This window comes from Streptomyces sp. NPDC050617 (assembly GCF_040654795.1).
Lineage (GTDB): Bacteria > Actinomycetota > Actinomycetes > Streptomycetales > Streptomycetaceae > Streptomyces.
In genome coordinates this window covers 137,865-152,806 of sequence record NZ_JBFAIS010000015.1, presented here as the reverse complement: position 1 = coordinate 152,806, position 14,942 = coordinate 137,865, and the positions used below count along the sequence as shown (strand labels likewise).

The window sequence follows — 14,942 nt, the reverse complement described above, 5'->3', positions numbered from 1 at the left end:
GGCGGGCCTCGATCAGCGCCGCCCGCACCCGGTCGCCGCAGCCGGTCCTCGGCCGCCCGCGCGGCGACCTCCTCGCCCCGCGTCAGCTCGGCGACCGCCTGGACCTTCCCGCCACCGTCTGCGACCGCTCGACGCACCGGCCCGTGACGTCGAAAGGATCCGGATCGTGTCCCTCCCAGATCCGGCGGGACGCCTCTTCCGGGTACGGCACGGTCTGCGACTCGACGTCCAGGACGCGGGTCAGCGCTCGCTCGGGCTCGTGGGCGGGCCATCCGGGGTCGCCGGTCATGGCGAAGCGGACCCATCCCCCTCGCAGTTCGCGGGATGCCGCTGAGACCTCCGGCGCCGGGCGGTCGCCGAAGGCGTACTGGCCGACGGGGCTGTCCAACGTGCCGAACGCCAGGGGGACGTCGAGGCTGTGGCAGGCGCCCAGGGCTCCGCCAGCCGCCGACGCCGACGCCGCCAGCCGCAGCTCGAAGAGGAACGACGTGCCTCCGGCCGCCTGGTTCGTCTGGGCCAGCCGCAGTGAGGGCATCCGGAAGAGCGCGTCCGAATACACCAGTTCCAGCAGTTCTTCCCAGGTGGCCTGCGGGTAGGCGGCGCGGTAGGCGTCGGCGCCGTCCGGTGCCGGAGCGAAGAGGTCCAGGGCCGTACGAGCCTCGGCCTCGGTGAAGGTGCCCAGTCGGCCCATCATGACGCTGAACAGTCGGAACTCGTCGCGGGTGTGGCCGACGAGGAGTTCGATTCCGCCGGTACGGCCGTCGGCCAGCGCCCTCCAGGGCGGTTCGGTGAGCACCGTGCCGTCGAGGACCGGGCACACGGCGACACCGGTCTGCGCGAGCCGGCCCCACCTCTGGCGGTGGCCCGAGAGGTCGGCACCGAGGGCGGTGAGCTCGCCGGCCAGGCGCGAGGGGTCGATGCCGGACAGGGCCTCGGCGTCGGGTGCCGCACCGATCCGGTCCGCGAGGACGGCGGCGACCTCCTCGGCCAGCGCACGGGTGCACAGCGACCCCGGAACCGAGTGCGCGATGGCCCTGCGGAACAGCCCGCGCGCCCGCTCCATCGTCAGCATGGCCGCGATGGACCCCGCCCCGGCGGACTGCCCCGCCACCGTGACCTGGTCTGGGTCCCCTCCGAAGGCGGCGATGTTGCGCCGCACCCATTCCAAAGCCGCTATCTGGTCGAGAAACCCTCGATTGGCCGGGGCTCCCCCGACCAAGACGAAACCCTCGGCCGCCACCCGGTAGTTGATGCTGACCACGACCAGGCCCGCGCTGGTCAGGGCCGCAGGATCGTACATGGGATCGCTGGAGGCGCCCGCGATGTAGGCGCCACCGTGGATCCACACGAGCACGGGCAGACCGGCCGACCCCAGGGCCGGGGTGCTGACGTTGAGCGTCAGCCAGTCGTTCCCGGCCGAGTCCTCGGCCGTCGGCCCCGCCTGCGGAACCACCGGGCCGAACTCGGTCGCCTGCCTCGTCCCGTCCCACCCCTCGACCGGGGCAGGAGCCTGGAAACGCAGCTGCCCGACCGGCGGCCGGGCATAGGGGATGCCCCGGAACACCGCGTGCTCACCCCGCCATCGCCCTGCGACAACTCCCTCCGCGGTATGCGCCCTTGGCTGTCCGGACATGCCGCTCCCTCCGCTACGAACGGACTCCCAGCTTGTACCGGGTGCGGCACCGCTTCGCCACCCAGGAGGGTGCCGGCCTTCGCCACGGCCTCGACGCGGGCCGCCGTGGGGGCGGGGCTGCGCCTCATGGCCAGCTCCGCCACCGCGGCGCCCGCGTCGTCCCGCCCCGGAATTCCTCTGCTCGTTCCTCGTGTTCCGCTACTCCGAAGCGCTACCGGCTACTCCGACGCGTTATCGGCCTGGTCGCGGAGTACCAGCCACTCCTGAAGCTCGATCAGGTTCCCTTCCGGGTCCGCCAGGTACGCGACCCTCATCCGGTCGCCCATGGGGGCCGGGGCTGCGGAGAATTCCGCACCCCGCGAGGTGAACTCGGCGTGGGCGGCGTTCAGATCCTCCACCCGCAGCACCACCAGCGCGCGGTATCCCTCCGGCTCCGCCCCCAACCGCTCCAGCACACCGGCCATCTGCGTACGGTCCTGCAACGCGATCCCGGCCTGTCCGGCGTCGGGGGTGAACTTGGCGTACGGGCCGTTCTCCGCCTCGAACTGCGGCTTCAGCCCGAGCACGTCGCGGTAGAAGCGGTAGACGCGGGGGAAGTCGGACACCAACAGGCGTATCTGGGTCAATTCCATACCCGCCTTTCTAGCCCAGTTCCGGCTCCGACCCGAATCGAATGCGGTTGGCCCCCGGGCGCGCGCCCGGGCGGCGGGCTACGGGACTACTGGGCTACTGGGCTACTGGGCTACCGGGACGCGTCGGGATACGCGGCGGTCGCGCGGATCTCGATGAGGAGTCCGGGGCTGGCGAGACCGCTGACTCCGATGATCGTCCAGGTCGGGTAGGGGGCCTTGACGAGACGCTGCTTGGTTTCGACGAAGCCGTTCAAGTGCTGTCGGATGTCGACGTGGTAGCTGGTGACGTCGACGAGAGCGGACGAGTCGAGGTTTTCGAGCCGGAGGATCTCTTCGATCTTCCGAATGGCGATCTCGCTCTGCTCTTCGATGGTCTCCGGGATGGTTCCGTCGGCGCGGCGGCCGATCGTCCCCGCGATGAACAGGAGGCCGTGCGCACGGACCGCGGCGGAATAGCCGAAGCTCTCGAAGGCGCTGGTGGTGCTCCCGAAGACGGCGTTGTCCTCGGGGATTTCGACGGTGTGGATGGTCATTGCGGTGTTTCCTTTTCTCTGTCGAACATTTCTGGGTCGGCTATTTCTCTGCCGCCGTGGTCGTGGGGTCAGTTGCCCCAGCGGGAGGAGCAGCTGGCGTGCTCCATCCGGGTCCGGCCGAAGGTCTCGCGTTCGCGGAGGAATTCGCCGGGGATCGTGTACCGGAGTGCGTTCTTGGGGTGCTTCGCAGCCTGCGCGACGATCGCGTCGGTGAGCGAGCGGACCATGTCCAGCCGTGGATACGCGGTGTGCACGACGTCGGCCTGCTCGTCGGTGAGGTCGTCGATATGGTCGGCGCCGAGCGTGCCGCCGAAGTCGAGGGCGAGGCCTTCACGGACGAGCACGCACAGCGTGCCGCGGCGTTCGGCGATGCCGGGCGACGTGTGCAGGGCGATGGCCTGCCATACCTGATCCGCGTCCGTCGCGGGCAGCCCGCGCTCGATGAGGAAGGCGGCGGCCCGGTCGGCGCCTTCGACCTCGAACCGCTGCCGGTACGGGCCGCCCGACGCCACGCCGAGGTCGTGCATCGCACACGCGGCGAACAGAAGGTCGTCGTCGTAGTCGTCGCCGGCGGTCAGGGCGAGGCGCGAGGCCGCCAGTCGCGCGTACAGGTACGTGCGAATGCTGTGGTTGAACACGGATGGCGTCTCCACCGGCTGGACGAGGTCCACGATGGCGGCGGCGAGCGGTGTGCCGGGCAACGCGATCAGGTCGGTGGCCGGTTCGCTGGCCGATTCGCTGGCCGATTCGGTGGTCGTCGGGTTCAGGTCGGGAGTCGCTTCGCGAGTCGGTTCGCTCATGTCTTCAGCCTGGCCGTACCCGCCCTGACCTGGCGAGAGGCTAAATTCCCTCACTTCGATAGAATCTTGCCATGACAGTGCACCGAGTCGCAGTCCTGGCGCTGGACGGGGTAACCCCGCTCGACCTGGCGATCCCTACGCAGATCTTCAACGCCCGCCCGGAGACCCCCTACGAGATGACCGTGTGCGCGCTCGACACGAAGGTGGCCACCACCGCGGGATTCGCCCTGGTCGCCGACGGGGGCATGGACCAGGTGCGCGCCGCCGACACCGTGATCGTGCCGGGATACGAGCCGCTCCTCCGGCCGCCGGAAGCCGTGCTCGGCGCGCTGGCCGAGGCCCGTGACCGGGGCCGCCGTGTGGTATCCATCTGCACGGGAGCCTTCGCGTTGGCCGCGGCAGGCGTGCTGGACGGGCTGCACGCCACGACCCACTGGAGGCACATCGACGACCTCGAACGGGACTTCCCGGCTGTCACGGTCGATCGCGACGTGCTCTACGTCGACGAGGGCGACGTGCTCACCTCGGCCGGGGTGTGCTGCGGCATCGACCTGTGCCTGCACATCGTGCGCCGCGACCTGGGCGCGGCGGAGGCCAACCAGATCGCGCGCGGCCTGGTCGCCGCCCCGCACCGCGACGGCGGGCAGGCCCAGTACGTACCGGCTCCGGTCCCGGTCGCCGGTCAGGCATCGCTCTCCGACACCCGGGGGTGGGCCCTGCACCGGCTCGCCGAGCCTCTCACCCTGCGCGTGCTCGCCCGGCACGCCGGCCTGTCGCAGCGCACCTTCATGCGCCGGTTCACCGAGGAGACGGGCACGACTCCGTTGCAGTGGCTGCTCAACGCCCGCCTCGGCAAGGCACGGGAACTGCTGGAATCCACGGACCACCCGATCGACCGGGTGGCACGCGACTGCGGCCTCGGCACCGCCGCCAACCTGCGCCTGCACTTCCGCCGCGCCCTCGACACCACCCCCACCGCCTACCGCCGCACCTTCGGACGCTCGGCGCCGCGCACCCCGGCCCGTTCGCCAGAAGACCTGCGTTCGTAAGGCCGGCACTCGGAAGGTCTGCGTCCGGCAGGCCCTCCCTCGGGCTGAACGCGCCGCCCGCCGGCGGTGCGGTCGACGAGGGCGGTCGCAGGCGCCTGTTCCCCTTCCCCCCTCCGCCGGGCTCTGCCGAAAGGCAGAGTTCCGGATCGGTCCTGAGGTGCACGCCCGCGCGCCCGCGGCGATCGATACTGGACGACGTGCCCCTCATCAGCCGTTTTCGCCGTTCCGTACGTCGCCCAGGGCCGGACGCTCCGGCGTATTCGGGAAGCGCTGGACGGGCCGTCGCGGGGACGGCCGGAGCAGCGCTCGCCGCGCTGTGTCTGTTGGCGGTCGCCGAGCGGTTGTGGCATCTGCCGCACGCCGTATTCCAGCTGTCGATGGTCGCGGTCGCCACGGTGGCCTTCCCGTGGCGGCGGCGCCGACCCGAGGCCGTGCTCCTGGTGCTGGCGGTCCTCGCCGGGGCGGCGCCCGTCGTCGGCCCGGTGACGGCGGGCGCCGCGTACGCGGCGGCGCTCGGCACGGTACGGCCGCGCCACCGGGTCCGGCTGCTGGGCGGCGCGAGCCTGCTGGTCATGGCGGCCGGGATCGCGACCGGGCCCTCGCACGGCCCCGGTTCGGCCGTCTACGGACTCGAACTCGGAGTGGTGCTGGCGGTGACCGCCGTGGTCGTGCCCGGTCTGATCGGGACGGTGTACGGGCAGCAGACCCGTTTGCTGCGGGCGCTGCGCGAACGCGGCGACGCGGCCGAGCGGGCCCGCCGGTCCGCGGACAGCGAGGCCCGCACCCATGAACGGTCCCGGATCGCCGCCGAGATGCACGACCTGGTGGGCCACCGGCTCAGCCTCATCTCGCTGCACGCCGGAGGCTTGGAACTCGCCCTCGACCGGGCCGCACCGGAGCTGCGCGAGGAGGCCGTGGTCGTCCGGCGGACCACACGTGACGCGATGCGCGAACTGCGGCAGGCGCTCGGGGTGCTCGGGCCGCTCGGGCGGGACGCCGGCCGGGACGCGCTCACCGACGCCACCGGAACCCGGGCCGACATCGAGGCGCTCGTCGCGGAGTCCCGCGACGGCGGGATCTCCGTACGGCTGGAATGGAGCGGCCCCGATCTCGACGCGTGCCCGGCGCGGGTCCGCCGCGCGGTGCACCGGGTGGTGCGGGAGGCTTTGACGAACGTGCACCGGTACGCGACTGCCGCCCACGTCACCGTACGGGTCGAGCGGGGCGAGCGGGTTGAACCGGTCGGGCAGGACGAACCGGCCGACGACCGGGCGGTGCGGGTGACGGTCCGCAATGGCCCGTCCCCCGCTGCGGACGGCACGCCGCCCGAAACCTGGACGTCATCCGAAGCCCGGAAGTCTTCCGCATCCGGCACGGGGCGAGGGCTGACGGGCCTGCGCGAGCGGGTCGAGCTGCTCGGCGGCGCCTTCGAGGCCGGCCCGCTGGCGTCCGGCGGGTTCCAGGTGCTCGCGACCGTACCCACGGAACCGGACGACGACGTCGCGTGGAGACGGTCCGGAGACGGCGCGGAAGCTGTCACACCGACCGCGGCGGACGACGCGGCGGCGCTGTCGCGCGGGCCGCGCACCGCCAGGGTGCTGACGTTCGGCCTCGGGGCGGTGGCGCTGTGGGTGCTGATGGCGCTGGCGATCGCCTTGGTGTACGGCCAGCCGAGGCACCTGGCCCCGCCTCAGAGACCGCGCCTCGGTATGTCGTACCAGGAGCTGAAGGGGGTCTACGACAGCGCGGCCGAACGCGCCGCGGCCACTGGGCACGAACCGCCGCGCCCCAGCGGTACGGCGGGCTGCGTCTACCCGCCCGCCGGCCGTGACCCCCGGCCGGGCGAGTTCGCCGTCACCCGGTACTGCTTCGACGTCTCGCGACGTCTCATCTCCATCGACCGTTTCACCGTCCCGTCCGTACGGGACACCGCACCCTGGGAGACCCCGTGACCGAGCCCGTACGGCCGATCCGTGTCCTGCTCGCCGACGACGAGGCGATGATCCGGCACGGGGTGCGGCTGATCCTGCGGCACGCCGACGGCATCGACGTGGTCGCCGAGGCCGCCGACGGGCGCCGGGCGGTCGAGGAGGCCGCCGCGCACCGCCCGGATGTGGCGCTGGTGGACATTCGTATGCCCGGCCGTGACGGGCTGGCCGCGATCCGGCCGCTGCTCGCGCTCGATCCCGCGCCGCGCGTGGTGATGCTGACGACCTTCGGCGACGAGGAGAACGTACTCCGGGCGCTGCGGGACGGCGCCTCGGGGTTCCTGCTCAAGGACGAGGGGCCGCAGGAGCTGATCAGCGCGGTCCGCGCCGCGGCGGCCGGTGACGCGGTGCTGTCGCCCGGGGTCACCGGGTCGGTGATCGCCCGGATGCTGCGCGGCGGCGCGTCGCGCGCCGACGACCCGGCCGCGCGGGACGAACGGATCGCGCGGCTCACCGGGCGCGAGCGGGAGGTGCTGGCGATGCTCGGCGAGGGGCTGTCCAACCAGGACGTCGCGGAACGGCTGGCCATCGGCATCGGCACGGTGAAGACGCACGTGGGCGCGATCCTGGAGAAGACCGGATCGACGAGCCGGGTGCAGGCGGCCCTCCTCGCACACCGCGCCGGGTTGTGTCCCTGACCTCTGACCATTCGGCACTATGCGGCGTGACCGTTTTGACCGTGCGATCGCGTGAGAGGCGCGTTCGGATAGCGCCCTTTCGGCAGTGCTGAGGGCCCGACCAACGGCAGAGAACGGGTCGGCGGAGGTCTGCCGAAAGGCAGGGGCGGGCGGCTCGTACTCTCCTCTTCGACAGAGCCCAACTACCGCCTACGGGACGACGTTTACGCAGGTGAGAGACGTGATGCTGGGTACGTCCCCCAGCCCGCGCGTCAGTCGCGGGCCGCCGTTCCCCAGGCCCCCAGGCGGAGTCCTCATGTCGCAGATGTTCGTTTCCCGCGGAACTCCCGGTTCTCACGGCACCCCCGACTCGCAAGGCACTCCCGGCCCTCCCGGCTCTACCGACGCCGGGTCGGCCGCCGCCCGTGCCACCAGCCTGACCAAGACGTACGGGAAGGGCGAAACCCAGGTCACCGCGTTGGACTCGGTGTCCTTGGAGTTCGCGCGGGCCCGGTTCACCGCGGTCATGGGGCCGTCCGGGTCCGGCAAATCGACGCTGATGCACTGCATGGCGGGCCTCGACCCGGCGACCTCGGGTTCGGCCCGGATCGGCGACGTGGAACTGGCCTCGCTGAATGACCGTCAACTGACCGAGCTGCGGCGGGAGAAGGTCGGCTTCGTATTCCAGGGCTTCAATCTGCTGCCCACCCTGACCGCGCTGGAGAACATGACGCTCCCGCTGCGCCTCGCCGGCCGGCGGCCCGACGCCGCCTGGCTGGACACCGTTGTCGCCACCGTGGGGCTCGCCGGACGCCTCGCGCACCGCCCGGCCCAGCTCTCCGGCGGCCAGCAGCAGCGCGTCGCCGTCGCCCGCGCGCTGGTGTCCCGTCCGGAGATCGTGTTCGCCGACGAGCCGACCGGCAACCTCGACTCCCGTTCCGGCGCGGAGTTGCTGGGCTTCCTGGGCGATTCGGTGCGGGAACTGGGCCAGACGGTGGTGATAGTGACCCACGACCCGGTCGCCGCCGCGCACGCCGACCGCGTGGTCTTCCTCGCCGACGGGCGGCTGGTGGACGAGCTGCACGAGCCGACCGCCGATGCCGTGCTCGACCGGATGCTCGCGTTCGAGGCCCAGGGCCACCGCGCTCGCTGACCGTACGGCTGACGGCTACCCGTTTCCCTCCGCGTACGACTTCCCCGTACGACTCCCCGTACGACTCCCCGTACGACTCCTCGTACGACTCCTCGTACGACTCCTCGTACGCCTTCCCGCGCGTCTCCCCCATACATCGAAAGCCCACCCACCATGCTGCGAACAGCCCTGCGCAACGTTCTCGCGCACAAGGCCCGTCTGATCATGACCGTCCTCGCGGTCTGCCTCGGTGTCGCGTTCATCTCCGGCTCCCTGGTCTTCGCCGACTCCACCACCGCCGCCTATCGCGCCGCCATGTCCAAGAACTACGCGGACCTCGCCGTGATCGTGAGCCCGAAATCCCGTCCGGGGGACGCCGTCGGCGAGGAGTACGGGGCTCTGGACGACGCCCTGGCGCGGAAGCTGGCCGCCGTTCCCGGCGTCGCCTCCGTCCGCCCGAAGGTGGGCGGTTCGGCCACCCTGGCCGCCAAGGACGGCACGCCGATGCACGGCGGCAGCCCGGCGGGCGGGACCGGCGCCGCCTACGTACCGGGGCCCGACGGCCAGGACAGCGACTACCCGCTGGCAGCGGGCCGCGCGCCGCGCGACGGCGGCGAGGTCGCGCTGGACCGCGGGACCGCGGCGGCCGGCGGCTACTCCCTCGGCGACACCGTCACGCTCGCCAGTGACGGGCCGGTCCTCAAGCCGCGCCTGGTGGGCCTGGTGTCCACCAAGGACGACCGGGTGAACTCCGGGGGCGCCACCCTGGCGTTGTTCGACAAGGCCACCGCCCAGAGGCTGTTCACCGCGCCAGGGCGTTACAGCGGGATGGACCTGACCGCCGCGCCGGGCACCGACCAGTCCCAGCTGTCCGAACGGGTCGCCGCCGTGCTGCCGGCCGGCCGCGCCGAGGCCACCACCGCTGCCGCCCTGGCCGACCAGCAGTCCCTCTTCATCGGGACCAAGACCAAGAGCTACGAACGCCTTCCGATGCTCTTCGCCGCCGTCTCGCTGTTCATCGGCACGTTCCTCATCCTCAATACCTTCACCATGCTCGTGGCGCGCCGCAGCCGCGAGATCGCATTGCTACGGGCGATCGGCGCCACCCGCCGCCAGGTGGTCCGCTCGGTCCTCGCCGAGGCGGCCCTGGTCGGACTCGCCGCGTCCGTACTCGGGTTCGTACTGGGCCTGGGCGTGGCCTCGGTGCTGCCGGACGTACTGGAGACGTCCGGCGAGCCGCTGCCCAGCGGGCCGTTGGTGATCGGCCCGACCGCGGTTCTCGCCTCGCTCGCCGTGGGCGTCGGCGTCACCGTGCTCGCCGCCTGGCTGCCGTCGCGCCGTGCGGCGCGGATCGCGCCCGTCGAGGCGATGCGTACGGCCGAACAACCGCCGTCCGCCGTGGTCTCCCGCGTACGCGGCGCGGTCGGCCTGGTCCTGGCCGTCCTGGGCGCGGGGCTGCTGTTCTCGCTGAGCGACGCGACGAGCGCTACGGACGCCAACCTCCAGACGGCGATGTTCGGTTGCGGCATCCTCGTGGCCGGTCTGATCGTGCTGGCCCCGCTGCTCGCGGGCCCGGTGATCCGCGTCTTCGGCCGGCTCCTCACCCGCTTCGGCGCCGTGGGCGATCTCGCCCGCGAGAACGCCCTGCGCGATCCGCGCCGTACCGCCGCCACCGCCGTCGCCCTGATGATCAGTACGGCGCTGGTCTCCGGCCTCGCCGTCGTGCACCGGTCCACGAGCGAGGCCCTGGACGCCCAGGCCGCCGCCGGACTGAGCGCGGACTACGTCATCAGCACCCGCTCCACCACCACCGCCGTCGACTCCGCCGCCGTCCGGCGGATCGCCGACGTGCCCGGCGTGCGGACCGCCTCCGCCGTGGCCGACTCCACCATCGCCGCCGGGCCCCTCGTCAAGAGCGTCTCCGGGGTCGACCCGAAGACCGTGGACGACGTGATGGGGCTCCACTACCTGAGCGGTTCCGCCAAGGACCTCGGCCCCGGCAAGCTCGCCGTCTCCCGCGGCTTCGCCCGCGACCACCACGTCACCACCGGCCAGCAGATCAAGGCGAGCATCGGCCCCGGAACCGTCGACCGCGACGAGACCTACACCGTCGTCGGCGTCTACCAGGACAACCCCACCGCCGAGGACGTCCTCGGCTACCGCGCAGACGTGCAGAAACACGGCTACCTGCGCGACTCCGTACAGCGCGTCCTGGTCCGCACCGCCGACGGCGTGGTCTCCAAGGACCTGGAGAGGCGCCTGCGCGCGGCCGTGGGAGGCAGCCCGCTGCTGAAGGTCCAGAGCCGTGCCCAGCTCGTCCGGGAGCAGGCCGGTGTCGCCGGCGAACTGATGACCATGGTGTTCGGGCTGCTCGCCATCGGCGTGCTGATCTCCGCGCTCGGCATGGTCAACACCCTCGCCATGTCGGTCTCGGAGCGTACCCGTGAGATCGGGGTCCTGCGCGCCATCGGCATGGACCGCTCCGGCGTCCGCCGCATGATCCGCCTGGAGGCCGTCTGCGTCACCGCCTTCGGCACCCTGCTCGGGCTGGCCAGCGGGCTGTTCGGGGCGTGGAAGGTCAGCGGGCTGGCCAACGGCGCGATCCCGCAGTACTCCTTCGCCCTCCCCTGGGGCACCCTCGCCCTCGTGGTCGTGCTCTCCCTCGCCGTCGGCGCGCTCGCCGCCGCCCTGCCGGCACGACGGGCCGCCGCGCTGAGCCCATTGGAAGCTGTCGCGGAGGCGTAGAGGACATAGGAGGTAGAGGCGGTGGAGGCGATAGAGGCGGTGGAGGAGGTATAGGCGGTGGGGCAGGAGATAGGAGGGGGGAGGGGGCATGGGCCGCTTACGTGATGCCGCCGTTGCTCATCAGCAGCTGGCCATTGATCCACTCCCCCTGCCTGGAGCACAGGAAGTCCACGAGGTGCGCGGTGTCCTGCGGGGTGCCCAGCCGCCCGAGCGGGGTGCTGCGGAGGCATGCCTCCCGAACGTCCTCGGGCATCCAGCCGGTGTCGACCGGTCCGGGATTGATCGCGTTGGCGGTCACCCCGAGGTGGGCGAGTTCTTGGGCGGCGGCCAGGGTGATGCGGTCCAGGGCACCTTTGCTCGCCCCGTAGGGCAGGTTGCCGACGGTGTGATCGCTGGTGAGGCTGATGATCCGGCCGGTCCCCCGCTCCGCGGCGAAGCGGCGTCCGAACTCACGGATGAGCAGCCAGGTGGCGCGCGCGTTGACGGCGAAGTGCCGGTCGAAGCTCTCGACGGTGGTGTCGAGCAGCCCGGAGTCGACGGACTCGCAGTGGCTCATCACCAGCGCGGTGACGCCGCCCATCCGCTGCTCGACCTCGTCGAAGACGCGTGCCGGGGTGTCCGGGTCGGCGAGATCCGCCTCGATCGCGGTGGTGGACGCGCCGTGCTCGGCCAGGGAGCGGCTGATCGCCTCGGTCGCACCGGGCTCGCGGCCCCAGCTCATACGGTCGTCGTACGGGGTCCAGTAGGTGAAGGCGATGTCCCAGCCCGAAGCGGCCAGCCGACGGGCGATGCCCGCGCCGATACCGATGGTGCGGCCGACGCCGGTGATCAGGGCTATCGGGCGGACGCCCGCGACGCCTCGCCCGGGTCCTTGCCCTTGCCCATCTCCATGTCCGTGTCCGTGCTCGTGTCCGTCAGCAGGCTGGTTATGATCGGTGTTCGTCGTCACGGCCCGGAATGCTTCACGAACGGCACCGCAGCGTCAATCGCTTTCTGGTGGACGTCAGCGTGAGCAGCGCGCAGTGCACGGGGGAAATGACGGAGGAAGACGAGTATCGAGTATCGAGTGGCGTGTGTCGAGAGGCGAGTTCGGTGCGAGCAGAGTGGCGCGGTCGTGACGGGCCCGGCAGGGCGGTCCGGACGGGCGGACTTTCTGTACGACACGGCCCCGCCGTGGCCTGAACCTTGCCGTTTTCGCCCACGGGCACCAGGGAATCCTGCCCCCAGCACCGCGGGCCCACTGCTCCGCACATCACACACCGCACGCCGCGTCGGCGGAAAGGCGGGTACGTCCATGGCCGATCTGGCGAGATTCCCCGCGTCCGCCTCGCCGCGGGACCTCATCGACGCCATCGAACGGCACGGCGTCGTCGTGGCCGAGGGGCTGCTCGCGCCGGATCTGCTCGCCCGTCTCAACGCGGAGCTGGACCCCCTGCTCGAAGGGGCCGCGCCGGACCATGGGAAGGCGTTTCTCAATCCGACGCTGTCGGAGTTCTTCGGCGAGCGGACCCGCCATCTCACCGGGGTGGCCGCCGTCTCGCGGGTGTTCGCCACCGAGGTCGTCACGCACCCCGTGCTGCTCGCCGTGTGCGACGCGTTCCTGCTGCCCGGCTGCGCCCGCTACCAGCTCAATCTGGCGCATGTGATCGACCGGGGCCCCGGTGCCGAGCGGCAGTGGCCGCACCGCGACGACGAGGGCTGGGACGTGTATCTGCCGGACGGCCACCCGGAGTTGCAAGTCGCCTCGGTCCTCGCGCTGCGCGACTTCACCGCTGAGAACGGTGCCACGCTCGTCGTCCCCGGCAGCCATCGCCGGCCCGATCGTATGCGTACCGCGGCGGAAGCGGAACTGGTGCCCGTAGAGATGAGCGCCGGTTCCGCGGTCATCTACCTCGGCTCCACGCTGCACGCGGGCGGCGCCAATTCCACGACGGATCAGTGGCGCAGAGGTATGCAGGTCAGCTATGCCCTCGGGTGGCTTCGTACCGAGGAGAACCACTTCCTCACGACCCCGCCCGCCATTGCCCGGACACTCCCCCGGCGCGTCCAGGAGCTGTTGGGGTACGCCGTTCACGACGGCGTGGAGCGCCAGGGCGGGGCGCTGGGCCACGTCGATCTCCGTGAGCCGGTCGAACTCCTCGCCGAGGGGGCGCTGTAGCGGGGGCCCGGAGTGCGTCGCGCCCGGCGCGCAGGCAGGCCCGTACGCGCGGGAGCGGGTTCCGCGCGGACGAGCTCCGGATGAACAGGTTCCGCGTGTCCGTCGTCCACACCGAAAGCGAGGAGGCAGTGTCCGAGACGCGATCGCACCGCGGTGCGATCTGGCCGCCGGCCCCCACCGTCCAGCCGTGTGTGCCGCTGCCCGCGCAGCGCCTCCGTCACGCCGGCCGGGGGCCGTGCGGCCTGCCCGAAGTGGCGCTGCGGAGCCTGCTGGTGTCCCGCCTCACGCCGGTCGTCGGCGCCGAGCGGGTCGCGGCCGCCGAGCGGGAACTGGAGGCTCTGCGTTCGCGGCTCGACGGGCGCCAGGTCTGGCACATCAGCGACAGTGCGGCCCGCGGCGGCGTGGCGGAGACGCTCCGCGAGGAACTGCCTTACTTCCGGGGCGCGGGCATCGCCATGCGCTGGGCGACCCTGGACGCTCCTCCGGCGTTCCGGCGGTTCACCAAGGCGCTCTACTACCGGCTGTGCGGGGTGCGTACCGACGGCTCGCAGCCGGAGCCTGACGGCGACCGCGATCGCGATCGCGACCGACCGCTGTACGAGCGGGTGTGCCGGGAGGCGGCGGAACGGTTCGTCGCCGGGGTCGGCCGCGGCGGCATCGCCGTGGTGCACGACCACCAGGCGGCCGGGCTCATCCCCCAGCTGCGCGAGGCCGGCTTCACCGTACTGTGGCGGGCCCATATCGGCGCGCCTTCGCCTCCGCAACAGGCCGATCCCGCCTGGGAGTTCCTCTACCGCTACGTCGCGGACGCGCACGGCTGCATCGCCTCGTACCCCGGCGCCCTGCCTCTACCTCTCCCCCTGTCCATGTCCCAACCTCAGCCCCCGCCCCTGCCGCGTGGGCTGCCGCAGCCAGGCCGCCCGCACATCGTCCGCCCGTCGATCAATCCGCTGGCCGCGAAGAACATCCCGCTGCGCGCCCCGGCCGACCGCGTGCTGGAGGCAGTGGGCCCCCTTCCGCCTCGTACGCCGCTGGTCACGCAGGTCGGCCGGTGGGACGCGGTCAAGGACGTTCCCGGCGTGATCCGCGCCTTCGCCGACCACGTGGACCCGGCCTTCGGGGCCCATCTGCTGCTCGTCGGCCCCAGCACCGAGGGCGATCCGCACGCCGGGGAGGTCTTCGCGCAGTGCCGCCGGGCCCGGTCGGGTCTGGGGCGGTTACGGGCGCGGGTGCGCGTACTGCGGTTGCCGGTCGCGGACTCGCGCGAGCACGCCCTGACCGTCAACGCCATTCAGCGCTGTTCGGCCCTCGTGATCCAGAAAAGCCTCGCGGAGGGGTTCGGGCTGACGGTGTCCGAGGCCGCGTGGAAGGGCCGCGCCGTGATCGCTTCTCCAGTCGGCGGTCTGCGGCAGCAGGTCGAGCACGGCCGGAGCGGGCTGCTGCTGACCGGCCCTCACGACCTGGCGGGCCTGGGAGCGGCGGTCAACCGCCTGCTCGCGGACCCCGCCCACGCGGCGGAACTCGGCCGCAACGGTCACGAGCACGTACGGCGTCACTTCCTCATCGACATCGGCCTGCGCGACTTCGCACGCGTCCTGACCCGGACTCTGCCCTGCTGAAGGCCGCCGGCGCCGCCGGCTCTCGCCAACGCCGCC

General features: G+C 72.1%; 12 protein-coding genes. 7 read left to right on the top strand and 5 right to left on the bottom strand.

Annotated features, from left to right (window positions below; all coding sequences use genetic code 11):
- Window positions 1–82 precede the first annotated feature (82 nt).
- From AB0I49_RS21190 to AB0I49_RS21175, 4 genes are all read right to left on the bottom strand, one after another.
- Complete coding sequence (locus AB0I49_RS21190) at window positions 83–1,633, bottom strand: carboxylesterase family protein (RefSeq protein WP_363228560.1); 1,551 nt, start codon at window positions 1,631–1,633, stop codon at window positions 83–85.
- Window positions 1,634–1,851: 218 nt separating this feature from the next.
- A complete protein-coding gene (locus tag AB0I49_RS21185) occupies window positions 1,852–2,265 on the bottom strand; it encodes a VOC family protein (protein WP_363228559.1) in 414 nt (137 codons plus the stop codon).
- 110 nt (window positions 2,266–2,375) lie between these two features.
- Window positions 2,376–2,798 (bottom strand): RidA family protein, encoded by a 423-nt coding sequence (locus tag AB0I49_RS21180; protein ID WP_363228558.1) that lies wholly within the window; start codon window positions 2,796–2,798, stop codon window positions 2,376–2,378.
- 68 nt (window positions 2,799–2,866) lie between these two features.
- On the bottom strand, window positions 2,867–3,598 hold the full coding sequence (locus tag AB0I49_RS21175) for an HD domain-containing protein (RefSeq protein ID WP_363228557.1): 732 nt from the start codon (window positions 3,596–3,598) through the stop codon (window positions 2,867–2,869).
- A 71-nt stretch (window positions 3,599–3,669) separates the two neighbouring features.
- Here AB0I49_RS21175 and AB0I49_RS21170 point away from each other — a divergent pair, with 71 nt between their 5' ends.
- The 5 genes from AB0I49_RS21170 (at window position 3,670) to AB0I49_RS21150 (ending at window position 11,129) form a co-directional block, all read left to right on the top strand.
- Window positions 3,670–4,647, top strand: a complete 978-nt coding sequence (locus tag AB0I49_RS21170) for a helix-turn-helix domain-containing protein (protein ID WP_363228556.1) — start codon at window positions 3,670–3,672, stop codon at window positions 4,645–4,647.
- A 323-nt stretch (window positions 4,648–4,970) separates the two neighbouring features.
- A complete protein-coding gene (locus AB0I49_RS21165; RefSeq protein WP_363228555.1) occupies window positions 4,971–6,599 on the top strand; it encodes a histidine kinase in 1,629 nt (542 codons plus the stop codon).
- The gene (locus AB0I49_RS21160) at window positions 6,596–7,273 is read left to right on the top strand and encodes a response regulator transcription factor (protein ID WP_363228554.1); all 678 of its coding nucleotides are present in this window, start codon (window positions 6,596–6,598) and stop codon (window positions 7,271–7,273) included. The genes AB0I49_RS21165 and AB0I49_RS21160 overlap by 4 nt, the downstream gene beginning before the upstream one ends.
- 295 nt (window positions 7,274–7,568) lie before the next feature.
- Complete coding sequence (locus tag AB0I49_RS21155; RefSeq protein ID WP_363228553.1) at window positions 7,569–8,405, top strand: ABC transporter ATP-binding protein; 837 nt, start codon at window positions 7,569–7,571, stop codon at window positions 8,403–8,405.
- A 153-nt stretch (window positions 8,406–8,558) separates the two neighbouring features.
- Window positions 8,559–11,129, top strand: coding sequence for an FtsX-like permease family protein (locus AB0I49_RS21150; RefSeq protein WP_363228552.1), 2,571 nt, complete (start codon window positions 8,559–8,561; stop codon window positions 11,127–11,129).
- Between the two features lie 97 nt (window positions 11,130–11,226).
- Here AB0I49_RS21150 and AB0I49_RS21145 read toward each other — a convergent pair whose 3' ends face one another.
- Complete coding sequence (locus AB0I49_RS21145; protein WP_363228622.1) at window positions 11,227–11,967, bottom strand: SDR family oxidoreductase; 741 nt, start codon at window positions 11,965–11,967, stop codon at window positions 11,227–11,229.
- 456 nt (window positions 11,968–12,423) lie between these two features.
- Between AB0I49_RS21145 and AB0I49_RS21140 the strand changes: the two genes are divergently transcribed.
- Together AB0I49_RS21140 and AB0I49_RS21135 are read left to right on the top strand one after the other, a co-directional pair.
- The gene (locus AB0I49_RS21140) at window positions 12,424–13,287 is read left to right on the top strand and encodes a phytanoyl-CoA dioxygenase family protein (RefSeq protein ID WP_363228551.1); all 864 of its coding nucleotides are present in this window, start codon (window positions 12,424–12,426) and stop codon (window positions 13,285–13,287) included.
- 128 nt (window positions 13,288–13,415) lie between these two features.
- Window positions 13,416–14,906 carry a glycosyltransferase gene (locus AB0I49_RS21135; RefSeq protein WP_363228550.1) on the top strand — a complete coding sequence of 497 codons (1,491 nt, stop codon included), beginning with the start codon at window positions 13,416–13,418 and terminating at the stop codon, window positions 14,904–14,906.
- Window positions 14,907–14,942 lie beyond the last annotated feature (36 nt).

Bases quoted from the DNA above. Each gene is read 5' to 3' on its own strand.
- AB0I49_RS21190 (WP_363228560.1), bottom strand. From the start codon at position 1,633: ATGTCCGGACAGCCAAGGGCGCATACCGCGGAGGGAGTTGTCGCAGGG.
- AB0I49_RS21185 (WP_363228559.1), bottom strand. From the start codon at position 2,265: ATGGAATTGACCCAGATACGCCTGTTGGTGTCCGACTTCCCCCGCGTC.
- AB0I49_RS21180 (WP_363228558.1), bottom strand. From the start codon at position 2,798: ATGACCATCCACACCGTCGAAATCCCCGAGGACAACGCCGTCTTCGGG.
- AB0I49_RS21175 (WP_363228557.1), bottom strand. From the start codon at position 3,598: ATGAGCGAACCGACTCGCGAAGCGACTCCCGACCTGAACCCGACGACC.
- AB0I49_RS21170 (WP_363228556.1), top strand. From the start codon at position 3,670: ATGACAGTGCACCGAGTCGCAGTCCTGGCGCTGGACGGGGTAACCCCG.
- AB0I49_RS21155 (WP_363228553.1), top strand. From the start codon at position 7,569: ATGTCGCAGATGTTCGTTTCCCGCGGAACTCCCGGTTCTCACGGCACC.
- AB0I49_RS21150 (WP_363228552.1), top strand. From the start codon at position 8,559: ATGCTGCGAACAGCCCTGCGCAACGTTCTCGCGCACAAGGCCCGTCTG.
- AB0I49_RS21140 (WP_363228551.1), top strand. From the start codon at position 12,424: ATGGCCGATCTGGCGAGATTCCCCGCGTCCGCCTCGCCGCGGGACCTC.